Source organism: Pseudomonas tensinigenes, from assembly GCF_014268445.2.
Classification (GTDB): Bacteria; Pseudomonadota; Gammaproteobacteria; order Pseudomonadales; family Pseudomonadaceae; genus Aquipseudomonas; species Aquipseudomonas tensinigenes.
On record NZ_CP077089.1, the window covers coordinates 3332488 to 3348024 of the forward strand.

At 57.4% G+C, this 15537-nt stretch carries 12 protein-coding genes; 10 read left to right on the forward strand and 2 right to left on the reverse strand.

Going from position 1 to position 15537, the window contains the following annotated elements; all coding sequences use genetic code 11:
• Nucleotides 1–519: 519 nt before the first annotated feature.
• The 3 genes from HU718_RS14720 to pgm all read left to right on the forward strand — a co-directional run bounded on the left by HU718_RS14720 (nucleotide 520) and on the right by pgm (nucleotide 5185).
• On the forward strand, nucleotides 520–1986 hold the full coding sequence (locus HU718_RS14720) for a hypothetical protein (RefSeq protein ID WP_186615983.1): 1467 nt from the start codon (nucleotides 520–522) through the stop codon (nucleotides 1984–1986).
• A gap of 49 nt (nucleotides 1987–2035) precedes the next feature.
• Entirely contained in the window at nucleotides 2036–3433 is a 1398-nt protein-coding gene (locus HU718_RS14725; protein ID WP_225936796.1) for an aminotransferase-like domain-containing protein, read from the forward strand.
• 105 nt (nucleotides 3434–3538) lie between these two features.
• Nucleotides 3539–5185, forward strand: coding sequence for a phosphoglucomutase (alpha-D-glucose-1,6-bisphosphate-dependent) (gene pgm / locus HU718_RS14730; protein WP_186615984.1), 1647 nt, complete (start codon nucleotides 3539–3541; stop codon nucleotides 5183–5185).
• Nucleotides 5186–5256: 71 nt separating this feature from the next.
• Here the strand turns inward: pgm and HU718_RS14735 are convergent, their stop codons facing one another.
• Nucleotides 5257–5952 carry a pirin family protein gene (locus tag HU718_RS14735; protein ID WP_186615985.1) on the reverse strand — a complete coding sequence of 232 codons (696 nt, stop codon included), beginning with the start codon at nucleotides 5950–5952 and terminating at the stop codon, nucleotides 5257–5259.
• 277 nt (nucleotides 5953–6229) lie between these two features.
• Between HU718_RS14735 and HU718_RS14740 the strand changes: the two genes are divergently transcribed.
• Nucleotides 6230–8704 carry a UvrD-helicase domain-containing protein gene (locus HU718_RS14740; protein WP_186615986.1) on the forward strand — a complete coding sequence of 825 codons (2475 nt, stop codon included), beginning with the start codon at nucleotides 6230–6232 and terminating at the stop codon, nucleotides 8702–8704.
• A gap of 49 nt (nucleotides 8705–8753) precedes the next feature.
• Here HU718_RS14740 and HU718_RS14745 read toward each other — a convergent pair whose 3' ends face one another.
• The gene (locus HU718_RS14745) at nucleotides 8754–9026 is read right to left on the reverse strand and encodes a DUF1652 domain-containing protein (RefSeq protein ID WP_025109621.1); all 273 of its coding nucleotides are present in this window, start codon (nucleotides 9024–9026) and stop codon (nucleotides 8754–8756) included.
• Nucleotides 9027–9289: 263 nt separating this feature from the next.
• Between HU718_RS14745 and HU718_RS14750 the strand changes: the two genes are divergently transcribed.
• From HU718_RS14750 to HU718_RS14775, 6 genes are all read left to right on the forward strand, one after another.
• The gene (locus tag HU718_RS14750; RefSeq protein ID WP_186615987.1) at nucleotides 9290–10105 is read left to right on the forward strand and encodes a helix-turn-helix domain-containing protein; all 816 of its coding nucleotides are present in this window, start codon (nucleotides 9290–9292) and stop codon (nucleotides 10103–10105) included.
• Between the two features lie 52 nt (nucleotides 10106–10157).
• Nucleotides 10158–11564 (forward strand): NAD(P)/FAD-dependent oxidoreductase, encoded by a 1407-nt coding sequence (locus HU718_RS14755; RefSeq protein WP_150729850.1) that lies wholly within the window; start codon nucleotides 10158–10160, stop codon nucleotides 11562–11564.
• Nucleotides 11565–11594: 30 nt separating this feature from the next.
• Complete coding sequence (locus HU718_RS14760) at nucleotides 11595–11939, forward strand: cupin domain-containing protein (protein WP_150706618.1); 345 nt, start codon at nucleotides 11595–11597, stop codon at nucleotides 11937–11939.
• A gap of 59 nt (nucleotides 11940–11998) precedes the next feature.
• Nucleotides 11999–13084, forward strand: a complete 1086-nt coding sequence (locus HU718_RS14765) for a polyamine ABC transporter substrate-binding protein (RefSeq protein WP_095120851.1) — start codon at nucleotides 11999–12001, stop codon at nucleotides 13082–13084.
• 466 nt (nucleotides 13085–13550) lie between these two features.
• On the forward strand, nucleotides 13551–14996 hold the full coding sequence (locus HU718_RS14770; protein ID WP_186615988.1) for a serralysin family metalloprotease: 1446 nt from the start codon (nucleotides 13551–13553) through the stop codon (nucleotides 14994–14996).
• A 93-nt stretch (nucleotides 14997–15089) separates the two neighbouring features.
• On the forward strand, nucleotides 15090–15512 hold the full coding sequence (locus HU718_RS14775) for an AprI/Inh family metalloprotease inhibitor (protein WP_186615989.1): 423 nt from the start codon (nucleotides 15090–15092) through the stop codon (nucleotides 15510–15512).
• The last annotated feature ends 25 nt before the right edge of the window (nucleotides 15513–15537 follow it).

The following is a 15537-nucleotide window of genomic DNA, read 5'->3' on the forward strand; positions in this document are numbered from 1 at the left end:
CGGACTCTTGTGCGTTTATCCTACCGTGTAAAACAGAGACCCCGAGAGCTGCACCCGACGCCGTTCAGCAACTGAACTGGTTTTTGCTCTCGATCTGTATCTTCTAATCACAACATAAGCCCTGATAATTGAATGATTACTTTCATCTCAAGGAATGAGCCATGACTGTGCATTCAATTCGTCCCTCACATTATCAAACGGCTAAAACTGTTGATCGCACCAACTTCTGTTTAATTGTTGTAGGGCTATTCCGAAACCGCTTCTCTTTTTCTTGTACTCACTTGTCGTGGGATGTTGTGGGAAGTTTCCTAGGAAGATTTAATTCTAGAAAATCCCTAGCAATTACAGAGGGTTGACACTGCCTTTCGGTGGTAGGCTGGCTTTCTTGAACTCAAGTGTTTCAAATAACTACAATTTTGTAAGTGTTAGCATTTGAGCGTCTATTACTTATTGATGAATTGTCGTGCGGCTAATGATTTGACTGCATGCCATGAAACTTTTGATACCGGGTAAATACCGATGAGCACTATCCATGATCAGGCAATGAATTACGTCTACCAGCAAGTCTTGCAGCGTCTGCTGAGTTTCTTCTCTCGCGCAGAGCGCACGGCATTGCAGTTGCTGATCCAGCGGCTGGCCGTCGCTGCGGGCGGCATGGAGAACATCGGTCATTTCAAAGTGCTGGTGAACCAGTCCGGGGCGCGTGACAGCTGTTATACGCTGGCTTTGTTGCGGGCTGCGCAGCTGACTATCGCCGGGCGGGCCCCCGCAACCTTTCAATTGCGTGTAGCGACCCTGCGTTGGAATGGCAACACTCAAACGGCACTGCAGAACATGCATCGAAGCTTCAGTGCGCTGTTCCTGTATGACGATCCTCGGGTCGAGCTGATGATGGTCGATCATCGCCAGGTTTTGCCGTTCGACCATCAGGCACCACTCAGCGACGAGGGGCGTGAAGCCCATCGCGTGAATTTGCTGGTGCTTGGTCATCGCCGAACGTTCAACGAACCGCTCGAATTGTGGGATGACGCCTATCTGGCTACCGCTGAGTTCTACGGTCAGATCGCTCGCTGGAACAGTGGTGTTGATGCAATGATCGGTAGCGAGCCCCCACAGCGCCAGAAGCACTTCCTCGACGGATTGAGTCGAGCAGTACAGAAAGCGGCAATCTCCGGACCACTGCTCAATACCTCGGGCTTTGAAATGCTGTTCCCTGTGCTCGATGGCCTGGGGGGTGATTATTATCGCGAGTTCTACACCGACGAAGATCGCGTGACGTGGCGGCCCGAAGGGCAGTTCGAGGCCTGTCGGCGTACCGGTTTCATCAATATCAACGACATGATCGTCGGCAAACTGGAAGAGCGCTGGCCTTTGCTCAGCGACTTTCTGGGATTCCAGGCAAATGACCAGAGCCTTTATCAAAATGACGACGAATACGCAGAGCCCCTGGTCGCGGCGCATTTGCGTGGTTTGCAGGCGCAGTTCATCGAAGGTCGCACGTATGAGGATGGAATCGGTAAATACCTGCAGAACCGCTTGATGGAGATGCGGCGCAAGCAGGTGCCCGAACCGCTGTGCGAACAGTTGCTCAGCAGTTTTGGTGACCTTGAAGATCCCAAGCACTTGCGCATGCAGGCAGAGGCCAGTTTGCTGGCGAGTTTCGATCTGAACGAAGCGCAGTTGACGTGTCTGTTGTTTGCACCGTTTATAGATAGCGGTGCCGGGCTTGAAAGGTTCCTGCGCAATTGTCATCCCGGGATGTTGGTGGCAATGCCTGATCTGCATCGGGCCATGCAGGGCCTCAATGCGCCGGAACAGGTCCTGAAGTGGATGACCGATGTCAGCGGTTTGCCGGTCGCGATGATTGTTCGTCTTTACGCAACGGGGCCCATTCGCATGCCGGCAACCAGCGAAGGCGTTGCGGATGACGCAAATCTGAACGAGGCGGGTCGCGGGGCGACAGTCGATCGGTCGGCGGAAGGCTGAACGTGAGCCATCTGCCAGTTTTCGTATCACAGCCAATGGCTGCGGGGTCGTGAAGGCTCAGGAAACCGACTTCGTTTATCAGGCGGTTTACCGCTACCTGACGCAACTGATCGACGAAGCGGGGAGCAGTTCGGCGGTGCGCCTGCCTTCGTTGCGGCAGTTGGCTGACCGACTGAATGTGTCCATTTCGACCGTTCAGTACGCCTACGCACTGCTGGAAAAGGAAAACAGGGTCTATTCGATCGCCAAGTCCGGGTATTACGCGCAGGCGCTACCCACGATCGAGATGCCCGGTAGTGGCAATGACTTGCTTGAGACGGTCTACGTCAACGCCCGCCGCCCGGGCATGTGTGTGTTGAGCGCCGACGATCCGGCGACCTTGCAACCGCTGGACAGTCCGCTGTTGATGCTTGAGCGGGAACTGCTGCGGCAATATCCCCGCCAGCCACAATTGCTGTTGCAACCTTGCGGTGATCTGGAACTGCGCACAGTGCTTGCGGCGCGCTACACCTCGTCAACGACGAATTGCTGGCATGCGGATGATGTCTATGTCGGTGCCGATCTACGCGGTGTGCTGGAGATACTCATCTCCGTGCTTGAGTTGCGCGGCGCCACGGTAGTGGTTGAATCGCCCTGTGACTGGATAATCCTGCGTCTGCTGGAAACTGCCGGGGTGCGGGTTATCGAGTTGCCGCTACTGGAGGGGGGAGTGATCGATCCGCAACGGCTGGAGTCATTGCTTAAAAGCGAGCCGGTGCGATTGATTCTTCTGTCCTCGATATTGAGCATGCCTCACGGTAGCCTGCTGTCTCAGGCCAATCGGCAAACGGTTGCACATTTGCTCGGGTGTCATGGCACCTGGGTGCTGGAAAACGACTGCTACAGCGAACTCGACGAAGCAGTCGGCACCGATCGCTTGCGCGACTGGCTGGACCCTGATCGTTTGTTGATATTTTCAACGTTCGAGAAATTCATCGGTGCGGAGGCTCCTTTTGGTTATGTCCTGTCACACCATTGGCGAAGTGAGCTGCAGCGCCACTTTCTGCTGCGAGCATTTCGCTTGTCGCCTATTCGCCAGAAGGCAATTGCCAGGCTGTTGGCTGGCGGTCGCCTGGATCAGCATTTGTCCGTACTCAGACGTATGCTCAGAGAGCGCCGCACGCCCCTGATTCAGCTACTGCGCGAGCGTCTGGGCGATGTATTGCAGATTGTCGAGCCGCAGGGAGGGGCGACGATCTGGGCGCGCTCACTACGTCCGGTGGATATGGGGAACGTTTTTCATCGCCTGCTCAAGCAACAGATCATTATTGCGCCCGGTGAGTTGTTCAGTCTGCAAGGGTTGCACGCGCACCATTTGCGTTTGAGCCCGCTGTTCAATGGTGACCATGACTTGGTCAGCGTCGCCGGGTTGCTGGGCGAAGCGTTGCGGCTGGCGCCGTCAGACTAACGTTAAAAAACATCGGAAGTGCCGCGGATAGATACCATCGCGCTGCGGTCAAACTGCCAGTAAACTGCGCTCTATTCCTGAACCACTCTATTTCAGAGGTTTTGCATGACACTCAGTCCTTTTGCGGGCAAACCGGCACCGGCAGAATTGTTGGTCGATATCCCGCGACTGGTAACGGCTTATTACACCGGTCAGCCTGACGCCTCCATTTCCACGCAACGTGTGGCGTTCGGTACTTCCGGGCATCGGGGCAGTTCCTTCGACTTGAGTTTCAATGAATGGCATGTTCTGGCCATCAGTCAGGCGATCTGTCTGTACCGTGAAGCCCAAGGGATCACCGGACCGCTGTTTGTCGGCATCGACACACACGCACTGTCGACCCCGGCCGGGGCCAGCGCGCTGGAAGTATTGGCGGCCAACGGTGTGACCGTAATGATCGCCGAAGGGGATGAATACACGCCAACGCCCGCTATTTCCCACGCCATTCTGTGCTACAACCGTGGCCGTACTTCGGGCCTGGCCGATGGCGTTGTCATCACGCCATCGCACAACCCGCCGCAAAGCGGTGGCTACAAATACAACCCAACCAACGGCGGCCCGGCCGACACCCACATCACCAAGTGGATCGAAGCCAAGGCCAACGAACTGCTGGCCAATAAGCTGGTAGGGGTTAAACGCATCAGCTACGAGCAAGCCCTCAAGGCCAGCACCACCCATCGTCACGACTACGTAAACACCTACGTGGCCGACCTGATCAACGTGATCGACTTCGACGCCATTCGTGACGCCAAACTGCGTCTGGGCGTTGATCCGCTGGGTGGAGCAGGGGTGCGCTACTGGTCGGCAATTGCCGAGCATTACCGTCTGGACCTGGACGTGGTGAACAAGGAGGTCGATTCGACCTTCCGTTTCATGACCGTCGACTGGGATGGCCAGATTCGTATGGACCCGTCGTCGAGCCACGCGATGCAGGGTCTGATCGGCCTGAAAGAGCGCTTCGATGTCGCTTTCGCCTGCGACCCCGATCACGACCGCCACGGCATCGTGACGCCGTCCGGTGGTTTGCTCGCGCCGAACAACTATCTGGCGGTGTCGATCGATTACCTGTTCCAGAACCGCCCGCAGTGGCGCGCGGATGCTGGCGTGGGTAAAACCGTGGTCAGCAGTGGTTTGATCGATCGCGTCGCCAAGCGTCTGGGTCGTCGTCTGTACGAAGTCCCGGTCGGTTTCAAATGGTTCGCTGACGGCCTGTTCGATGGTTCGTTGGGTTTCGGCGGTGAAGAGAGTGCTGGCGCATCTTTCCTGCGTAAGGACGGTGGCGTGTGGAGCACTGACAAGGACGGTTTGATCCCGGCCTTGCTTGCCGCCGAAATGACCGCACGCACCGGTCGCGATCCGAGCCAGGCCTACAAGGCATTGACCGATGAGCTGGGCGAACCGTTCTCGGTACGCGTCGACGCCAAGGCCAATCCGGAGCAGAAAGTACTGCTGAGCAAACTGTCACCTGACCAGGTCACCTCGACCGAACTGGCCGGTGAGAAAATCCAGAGCATTCTCAGCCATGCACCGGGCAATGATCAGGCGATTGGTGGTCTTAAGGTGATGACGGAAAACGGCTGGTTCGCCGCACGTCCGTCCGGCACCGAAGACATCTACAAGATCTACGCCGAAAGCTTTATCAGTGACGACCACCTCAAGCAACTGGTCGTCGAAGCGCAGACACTGGTGGATGGCGCCATCTCCAGCAAGTGATGCTCACAAGCGCATGAAAAAAGGGGCAACCGTGATGGTTGCCCCTTTTTTTTTGCCTGCTATTCAAGTGATCAAGCCAGATCCACCAGGACGATTTCACTGTCCTCAATGGCCGTAACGCTAAGCACGCGCTCATGCGCCACTGCCACACCGTCTCGGGCTTGTGCGCGCAAGCCGTTGACTTCAATCGCGCCGGTGGCCGGCACCAAGTACGCACGACGGCCTTCATCCAGATGATACTCCGCGGTTTCCCCAGCCTTGAGATTGGCCGCGACCAACCTTGCATCGGCACGAATCCGCAGGCTCTGGTCATCGCCATCCTTGCCGCTGGCCAAGGTGACAAAGCCTTCACGCTGGCCTTTCGGAAATGGTTTCGCACCCCACGATGGCGGGGCACCGGTTTCCGTCGGCAGAATCCAGATCTGGAAGATCTTGGTGTCTTTCGCTTCCAGGTTGTATTCGCTGTGAGCAATACCGGTGCCGGCGCTCATTACCTGGACGTCGCCAGCCTCGGTGCGGCCCTTGTTGCCCAGATTGTCCTGGTGAGTAATCGCGCCTTCCCGGACATAGGTGATGATTTCCATGTCGCGGTGTGGGTGCTGCGGGAAGCCGGTGCCCGCCGCGATCACGTCGTCGTTCCACACCCGCAAGTTGCCCCAGCTCATGCGCTGCGGGTCGTAGTACTCGGCGAACGAAAAGTGGTGATGGGCATCCAACCAGCCGTGATGGGCGCCGCCCAGCGAGCTGAAGGGTCTGAGTTCAAGCATGATCGTCTCCTGAAAAGGTTCGTCATGGGGCGTGATGAGTTGCACCCGACGCGATACCGGTGGTTTATGACGGCGATCATCTATCAGTCAACTATCGATAAAAAGCGTAAAAAGTGCGGCATTACCATCGAAACGACTGATAAGAAAAGGCTCGAAAGGATCTCATCCAACCTTCAGTTCACCGCCTAAACCAATGACCTGTAAGCATTTCGCTAGAACTAAGCGGCAAATACAGACACCATAGCCGCCACAGCCTCACACACTGGAGCCCGTCAGCGTGGCGCAACAAACCCCCGATCTTCCTCCCGAACTTCGCCCCTTGGCCGAGATGCCATGGTTCAAACGCCTGGCTGCACGCTTCTTTGGTCACGGTTTGACTCGGCTGCGGGCTCAACACCGAGCATCGTGGTTGCACGGTCAGGCCGACGGCTTCCGTAGCGGCCATACCGCTGGTGTCGAATATGGCTTTAACGAGGGCAAACTTGAGGGGCTGGAAGAGGGCCGTCAGGTGCTGCTGATCCGTGACAGTCGCAACACCGAGCATCGCCCGCCCAGTGTCGATAATCACCTGTTTGACGATTGGCGCCTGCCGCTGACGGGCGAGCTGAAAAAGCGCATGAAGGCCGATGTCGCCCGTTTGTTGCCTGAGCACGCTCAGCCAAGCGCCGCGCAGTGGAAGATGATTTTCAGCGAAACCCCGTCAACCTCAGTGGTTGCTGGCGCAGGCGCGGGCAAATCCACCACGCTGGTACTGCGCATTCTATTGCTCCACCACTATCTGGGCTTTGAACTGGATTCGATGACCGTGGTGACGTTTACCCGCGAGTCGCGCAAGGATTTCATAAACAAGCTGATCGAACTGTTCGCACTCTGGGGCCAGACGCTGAATCTGCGCCAGGCGCGCGAACTGGTGCGTACCTTCCACTCGCGCATTCTGCCGATGGTGCGCAGCTTGCCGGGTTTCGAACGCTTGCAGGCTTTTGAAAACCTCAGCCATCGAGCACAAGGTGCTGAGGAGGAGGTCGACAGTAACCCGTTCGACCTGCGCATCAACGACGTGCAACGTCAGCAACTCAACGCCTGTTATCACCGCTTGTTCAATGACGACGAGCGTTTCCGTCAATTGATTCAGCCACTGTCGCGCGCCGGTTTACAGCTCAAGGAGCTGGAGCGTGATCACCCGGACGTGCAAAAGCGCGTCGCGGTAACGGAGCTGGCTTCGCGGCGCGACGAAGAACTGTGCGATGCCATCGAAGACTTGTGGTTCCGTGCTGGCGCCTGGCCAATCAAGGGCATTGAGCCGAACCGGCAGAGTTTCGATATCAACGGCGCAAAATTTCATTGCCATGGCTATATTCCGAGCCTTAATGCCTGGGTGGTGCTCGGCTTCGATCCGCGGGAAAATCCGCAGTTGAGCCGGCCAAACGCCAAGCTCAGCGTGCGCGCTGAGTGGGCTGTGAAGCGCACCCTGTTTCAAGCTTTCTGTCGTAAGCCTTTGATTTGGCTGGACAGTTACGAGTCATCGAAGCGCGTTCTGGCAACATTAGCGGGTGATGCCAGCGCAGGGCCGGGCTTTGATTACAAGGTCAAAGGTGAACTGGCTTCCGCGCCGTTGCTCGACTGTTTCGTGGCGGCAGCGGGCTTCATCGAGAACCTTGGCCTGGACGTGCCTGATGCGGTCGGTCGCATGAGTTTTGCCAAAGACGATCCTGACCGTTTCTTCTTTGAGGCCCTGAGTCTGTTCTGGCGGGCATTTGAAGATCATCTGCTCGATCAGAAACCGCCAATCATGACCTACAACCGAATGTTCGCGCTGTTCAGCGAACACTCGCCGGAGAACCTCAAGCTGTTGAGCGATGAGTTAATCAGGCCGTTGTCGCACTTGATGATTGACGAGTTTCAGGACGTATCGCCGCAGATCGTTTCGTGGATTCGCGCCAGCCTCACGGAAATCCGCAGCCGTGGCCCAGCCATGCATGTCGGGCGGGGCGCGCAGCGTTCATCGTTGCTGTGTGTCGGCGATGACTGGCAGTCGATTTACGGTTGGCGTGGCAGTTCGCCGAGTTACTTCATGGCGTTCGACAAGGAGTTCCCGTCGCCGAGCACCACGCGGGTGATGCTCAGTGACAATTACCGCAGTCATCAACACATCATTGATGCCGCTGAGCACATCGTCCGCGCGGCGCCGGCGATCCCCGGCAAAAAAGCCAAGGCCAGCGGCGCGCCCAAGCCGCTGCAGCCAGTCAATGTGCTGGAGCGCGACGATCAGGCCTTGGGGCAACGCCTCGCCGAGCACTACCGCCAAGGCCATTCAATCTTGATGCTTTATCGAAAAAGCAGCGATAAGTCATTGATTGAACAGCATATTCAGTCTGTAGTTAATGTGGATTCGAGCTTGCCATACGAAGCGCGGCGCCTGAAACAACTGACCTACCACAGCGCCAAAGGCTTGCAGGCGGATGCGGTGTTTCTGCTCGGTGACTGTCAGCACCTGACCAGTTCGCCCTACAAGAACCAGGTCTACCGCATGGCAGGATTGGGTAAGTCGGGCGACAGTGAGCCGTACGACAGTGCGCAAAAGGACGAAATCCTGCGCCTGGCCTATGTCGGTATCACGCGGGCTGTCAGCCATTGCTACTGGTATGTCGAACCGCAGGAAGCGCAAGCGGTGAACATGCCCCGGGCGTCTGATCGGGTGGCCAAGGGCAAGCCATTCTTCGTTGATCACCGCACCGCCAAGCAAACCGCGTGAGCACAAAAAAGCCCGCATCGATGCGGGCTTTTCGTTTTAAATCATAAGTTTATGCGTAACTCTTGAGAGACTCTGGGGGAATGAACGCTTCCAGCTCATCCTCCACAGCCTCGATGATTCGCTCGACATCCGCTGCATTCATCACCGTCGCGCACGGGATCCCGGCGATGGCGATCATGGTTTCGCCGCTGGCACGATCGAACAGCCGGGCGATCATACTGCCCGGCGCGTCCATCGTTGCTTCAAACCCCATCGGATGAAAATGCCAGCGCATCAGCTGGCATGCATTGGGGAACGTGACTTTGCTTGACCCTTTATTCATATGTTGCCCGCCTTCTTCATCGAGCGCTTCCGTTTGCTCATGTTAGGTGGGAAGAGCCTTCATTGGCTCAACCGGTAACTGACATTAAAAGTAGCATCTGCATGTGAAATTCCTGTGAGATTTTTCAGTTCATTTTGCGATTGCTTCGCATTTTTTGATGTAAGTCACGGCCTACGCAATCATCGCCAAAGGGCCACTACGGATTAGCCATTGAAGCCCGCGCCGAACTTCGGCAAGCTCGGTTCTTTTGCGCCGAGCCCTTTATGCACGCCGACGAAGACGGCCCAGAACAGACCCAAGCCACGGCGGCCACGGTCATGCGTTATCACCTGAGCTGGAAGCACCGCGACCTCGACAGCGTCATGGCGCTGTACCACCCGGACATCCAGTACAACGATTTCTTCCAGAACCGCGTGCTCGGTCTCGATGAGTTGCGTGAATACGTGCGCGTGAGCATGCCGCGCGAATCCGACGAAGCGCTCGAGCATTGCGACCGCATTCGCGTCGATGGCAACACCGCGTTCATCCAATATGAAGTGACGCTGCGCGGTGGTGAAGGGTTGGTGTCGTTTCGTTCCAGCGAAGCGATCACGGTCAGGGACGGCCTGATCTGGCGCGTCAATGAGTACGCTTCATTGGTACGCGCGCAGTCCGCCAGCACAAAGGTACTCAGTCAGCGTCCAGCGGCCAGTCGCCTGGGCCTGTCGCCGCGCCAGTTGAGCTTCATGGCCGAAGACCTGCAGCAGTATTTCGAAAAACAGCAGCCGTACCTCGATCCAGAACTCGACTTGCAGCGGGTGGCGAAGGAGTGCGGGTACAGCCGCAATCAGATTTCCTATCTGCTCAATCAGGTGCTCGGGCAAAGCTTCTATCGCTATGTCAATCAGGCGCGCCTGCAACATCTGCTGCGCTCGCTGGATAACGCCACGCCACCGCTGCGCATTGATGAGCTGGCCTTCGCTGCCGGTTTCAATTCGTTGTCGGCGTTCTACAGCTGTTTTCGCCAGCACACCGGCCAGTCGCCCAAGGCCTACGCGAAACAAATTTCTTTGCGGGCACGCGCGCAAGACTTCGACTGAACACAGCCACTAGGATCGACGCCATCGAAGGTTTTCAGTGGCGGAGTCTTGCATGCCGGCGTGGCGCACTATCAGTTTGTGGATGGATCAACTCGATGAGCCGCTGACCGCGCGGCCCGAGCTTGAGCGAGATCTGGACGTCGACGTGGCGATCATCGGCGCCGGTTACACCGGATTGTGGACGGCGTACTACCTGAAGAAACTCGCGCCGGGTCTCGACATTGCGATTGTCGAAGCGCAGACCGCCGGATTTGGCGCCTCTGGGCGTAATGGCGGCTGGCTGATGGGCAACCTGCTCGGCGAGGATCGTCTGCTGGCCGGGTTGTCGCCAGAGCAACGCCGCGCCTCATTCGATCTGCTGCACAGCATTCCTGATGAAGTCGAAATCGTCCTCGAACGCGAAGGTATCAACTGCGATTATCGCAAGGGCGGTGTGCTGTATTGCGCGGCGCGTTACCCGGAGCAGGAAGCCTCGCTGCGTGAATATCTGGACAAACTGCACGCCCAGGGCCTCACCGACGACGACTACCGCTGGCTCAGCCCTGAACAACTGGCGCAGCAGATCCGTGTGGCCAAGCCATATGGCGGGATTTACGCGCCACACGTGGCGACCATCCATCCGGCGAAACTGGTGCGCGGTCTGGCGCGCACCGTGCAGAACATGGGCGTGAAAATCTACGAAAACAGCCCGGTCACGCAATGGCAGTCGGGCAGCTTGCGCACCGCCAAGGCCAGCGTGCGCAGTCGCTGGATCGTGCCGGCCGTCGAGGGTTATTCGGTGACTTTGCCGCCGCTGGGCCGCTATCAATTGCCGGTGCAGAGCCTGATTGTCGCCACCGAACCCTTGTCTGCCGCGACCTGGGACGAAATCGGCCTCAGCCGGGGTCAGGCATTCAGCGAGTTCAGTCGTCAGGTCACCTACGGCCAGCGCAGCGCCGACAACCGCCTGATCTTCGGCGCTCGGGGCGGGTATCAGTTCGCCGGCAAGCTACGCCACAACTTTGATCTGACCCGCGATGAAGTCGAGCTGCGCCGCTATCTGTTCAGCGAATTGTTCCCGCAGCTGAAAAACGTGCAGATCACTCACGCCTGGGGCGGCAATCTCGGCATGTCCCGGCACTTCAAACCGCACATGCTCTGTGATCGCGCCAATGGCATCGCGCTGTCCGGCGGTTATGGCGGGGAGGGCGTCGGCGCGAGCAATCTCGGCGGCCGCACCTTGGCGGATCTGATTCTCGAGCGCGATACGGAACTGGTTCGCCAGCCATGGGTGCTGCCGGACGGTGGCATTCATGCGCTGCGTGCGTGGGAACCGGAGCCGTGCCGTTGGCTCGGCTACAACGCGATCATCAAAAGCTTCGTCCACGAAGACCAGACCTTGGCCAATCCGGCGACTGCGCCATGGCGGCGCAAGCTCGCCAGCCAGGTTGCGGGGTTCATGGAAGGTTTCATGCACTAAAAGCCGTTAATTTAAAAGACAGGTCAGACCATGAGCATTACCCAGTTCAAAAACACCGCAACCCTGCTACTCGATGAATCCAGTCCGGTAGCCGTACCCCTCGGCGAGCCGGTGGCGATCGCTTCAACCACCAGCGTCGAGCGCGACGACGGCGTCGAAACCGGCGTCTGGGAATGCACTCCGGGCCGCTGGCGCCGGCAGATCAACGCGCAGGAGTTCTGTCACTTCATTTCCGGGCGCTGCACGTTCACCCCCGACGGTGGCGGCGAAACCCTGCACATACAAGGTGGCGACGCACTGATGTTGCCGGCCAACACGCTCGGTATCTGGGATATCCAGGAAACCGTGCGCAAGAGCTACGTGCTGATTTTCTGATTGTTTTGATCCTTTGATTGCCTGCCAACAAAAAAGAAAACCCACACAGGAATCGATCCATGATCCGCAAGACCCTCGCTCTGGCACCGCTGATGCTCGCTGTTTCCCTTGCTCAGGCAGCGGAAACGGTCAAGGTTTACAACTGGTCCGACTACATCGCGCCGGACACCACCAAGAACTTCGAGAAAGAGACGGGCGTCGGTGTCACCTATGACGTCTACGACAGCAACGAAACCCTCGACGGCAAGTTGATGACCGGTAAATCCGGGTACGACGTGGTGTTCCCGTCCAACCACTTCATGGCCCGGCAGATTCAGGGCGGGGCACTGAAGAAACTCGACAAGAGCCAGTTACCGAACTGGAAAAACCTCAATCCGGTGCTGCTCAAAGCCCTGCAGACCAACGACCCGAACAACGAGCACGGCTTCCCGTACCTGTGGGGCAGCACCGGCATCGGCTACAACATCGCCAAAGTCAAAGCCGTGCTTGGCGACAATGCGCCGGTGGACTCCTGGGACCTGATCTTCAAGCCCGAGTACATGGAAAAGCTGCAGAAGTGCGGCGTGGCGATCCTCGACAACGGTCCGGAATTGCTCCCGGCGGCGCTCAATTACTTGGGCTTGCCGCACCACAGCAAAAATCCCGAGGACTATAAAAAAGCCGAAGCGCTGTTGCTGAAGGTGCGGCCGTACGTCAGCTACTTCCACTCGTCGAAATACACCAGTGACCTGGCCAACGGCGACATCTGCGTGGCGGTCGGCTTCTCTGGCGACATCCTGCAGGCCGAGAACCGTGCCAAAGAGGCGAAGAATGGCGTCGACATCGGCTACGCGATTCCCAAGGAAGGCGCGGCGATCTGGTTCGACATGGTCGCCATGCCGGCCGATGCGCCGGACGAGAAGGCCGGTTACGCGTTCATGAACTACCTGCTGCGCCCGGACGTGATGGCCGGCATCAGCAACTACGTGCACTACGCCAATGGTAACGAGCAGGCCGACAGCCTGATCGACCCGGCGATCAAGAACGACACCAAGGTTTATCCGAGCCCGGAGATGATGGGCAAGCTGTTTGCGCTGGAGGCGATGCCGTTGAACATTGACCGGATCCGCACGCGGGTGTGGAACAAGATTCGGACTGGTAGTTAATCACCCAGGCATACATAAATCCCTGTGGGAGCGAGCTTGCTCGCGAAAGCGGTCGGTCATTCAACATCAATGTTGTCTGGCCCGACGCCTTCGCGAGCAGGCTCGCTCCCACAATGTCTTTCAGCGTTTAACTGGTTGATATCAATGCACTGGCATCGCACTAATAATGTGCGGAAAAGTGAGACGCGCCTAACAAAAAACAACTTACTCATATTTAATATTTAAATAGAAAATCGTCAGACAATTAGGCGAAAGCCGCGCAACTAAAACATTCTTTCATCCCCGCGCGCTTTGTTTACGGCAGTTTTGCGAAACAGCCCGATTTGATTTCAAAAAAATCCTTTACGGCAGATTTCAAATTGTGTCAGGTTTCTTACGCCTTCATTGGGCGAGTGATAGGACGATCTCGCCAGAGAGAGTCCTATCGGACAAAAACTGTTCCATTGCTAAACAAGGAAGTGTGTTTATGTCGAAAGTAAAAGCGAATGCTATTGATACCGCCGAACAGGCTTTTCAGCTGTCTGCCTTCAGCTCGGCGTATAACCAGATCAATAGCTTCAGCCATCAGTACGATCGTGGCGGCAACCTCACGGTCAATGGCAAACCCTCCTACTCCGTCGACCAGGCCGCAACCCAGTTGCTGCGCGACGGTGCTGCCTACCAGGACAAGGATGGCAGCGGCAAGATCGAACTCACCTATACGTTCCTGACTTCGGCATCGTCCAGCACGATGTACAAGCACGGGATCACTGGGTTCAGTCAGTTCAGTGCGCAGCAACAAGCCCAGGCCAAGCTCGCCATGCAATCCTGGGCTGACGTGGCCAACGTGACCTTCACCGAGAAAGTCTCGGGCGGTGACGGCCACATGACCTTCGGTAACTACAGCGGTGGCCAGGATGGCGCTGCAGCGTTTGCTTATCTGCCAGGCACCGGCGCCGGTTATGACGGCACCTCGTGGTACCTGATCAACAGTGGCTACACGCAGAACAAGAATCCGGATCTGAACAACTACGGTCGTCAGACCCTGACGCACGAAATCGGCCACAGCCTGGGCCTGGCTCACCCTGGCGACTACAACGCCGGTAATGGCAACCCGACCTACAACGACGCTTCCTACGGGCAAGACACCCGCGGCTACAGCGTCATGAGCTACTGGAGCGAAAGCAACACCAATCAGAACTTCAGCAAGGGCGGTGTCGAAGCGTATTCGTCCGGCCCGTTGATGGACGATATCGCTGCTATCCAGAAGCTCTACGGTGCCAACACCACCACCCGTACCGGTGACACCACCTACGGCTTCAACTCCAACACCGGTCGCGATTTCCTCAGCGCTTCGTCGTCGAGTGACAAAGTGGTGTTCTCGGTATGGGACGCGGGCGGCAAGGACACCCTGGACTTCTCGGGCTTCACTCAGAACCAGAAGATCAACCTCAATGACGCCTCGTTCTCCGACGTTGGCGGCCTGGTGGGCAACGTGTCCATCGCCAAGGGCGCGATCATCGAGAACGCCATTGGCGGTTCCGGCAGCGATCTGCTGATCGGCAACAGCGTCGCCAACGAACTCAAGGGCGGTGCCGGCAACGACATCCTCTGGGGTGGCGGTGGTGCTGACAAGCTGTGGGGCGGTGCCGGTTCGGACACGTTTGTGTTCGCTGCCAGCTCCGACTCCAAGCCAGGTGCGATCGATCAGATCCTCGATTTCGTCAGCGGTCTGGACAAAATCGATCTGACCGGCATCACCAACGGCGCCGGCCTGCACTTTGTCAGCAGCTTCACCGGTTCCGCCGGTGACGCGATTCTGACGTCGTCGGGCGGCAACAGCCTGCTGTCGGTGGACTTCTCCGGGCACGGCGTGGCTGATTTCCAGGTCAGCACCGTTGGCCAGGCAGCCACCAGCGACATCGTGGCGTGATGTAGCAGTGGAAAGCGGCGTGTGATGCGCCGCTTTCTTTGCTTGCATCGGGTTGGATGGTAAGCAACGCTACACGCCGGAGCGAATATTCCCATGATCAGTAAAGCTTTTACCTACAAGGCAATGGCGTGGCTTTCGGCGGCGCTCATGATGATTTCAGGAGAAACCAGTATGGCAAGCAGCCTCAGACTCGAAGAGCCCTCGGTATTTGCGGGGCAATGGCAAGCGACATTATCTACCCGGGATGATGATCGAGAAGCGCAAAAGCAGCAGGACAAGCCTTCGAATACTTGCCTGATCGACCTTGAATCCAATCAGACCTTGGGCAAAGGGGCCGACTGTCTCGGTGCCTGGCTTGAGCAAGCCCCGATCGGTTGGTTTCCCGATCCGGACGGCCTGTCGATTACCGGCAAGGAAGGCTCAAGAATCCAGTTCTTCAGCCGACAACGTGATGGGCTTTATCTGACCACTTTGAAGTCAGGTCTGGTGATTACGCTTGAGCGCGCAGCGCAATAGCCTTGACTATCCAGACGGCGACAAA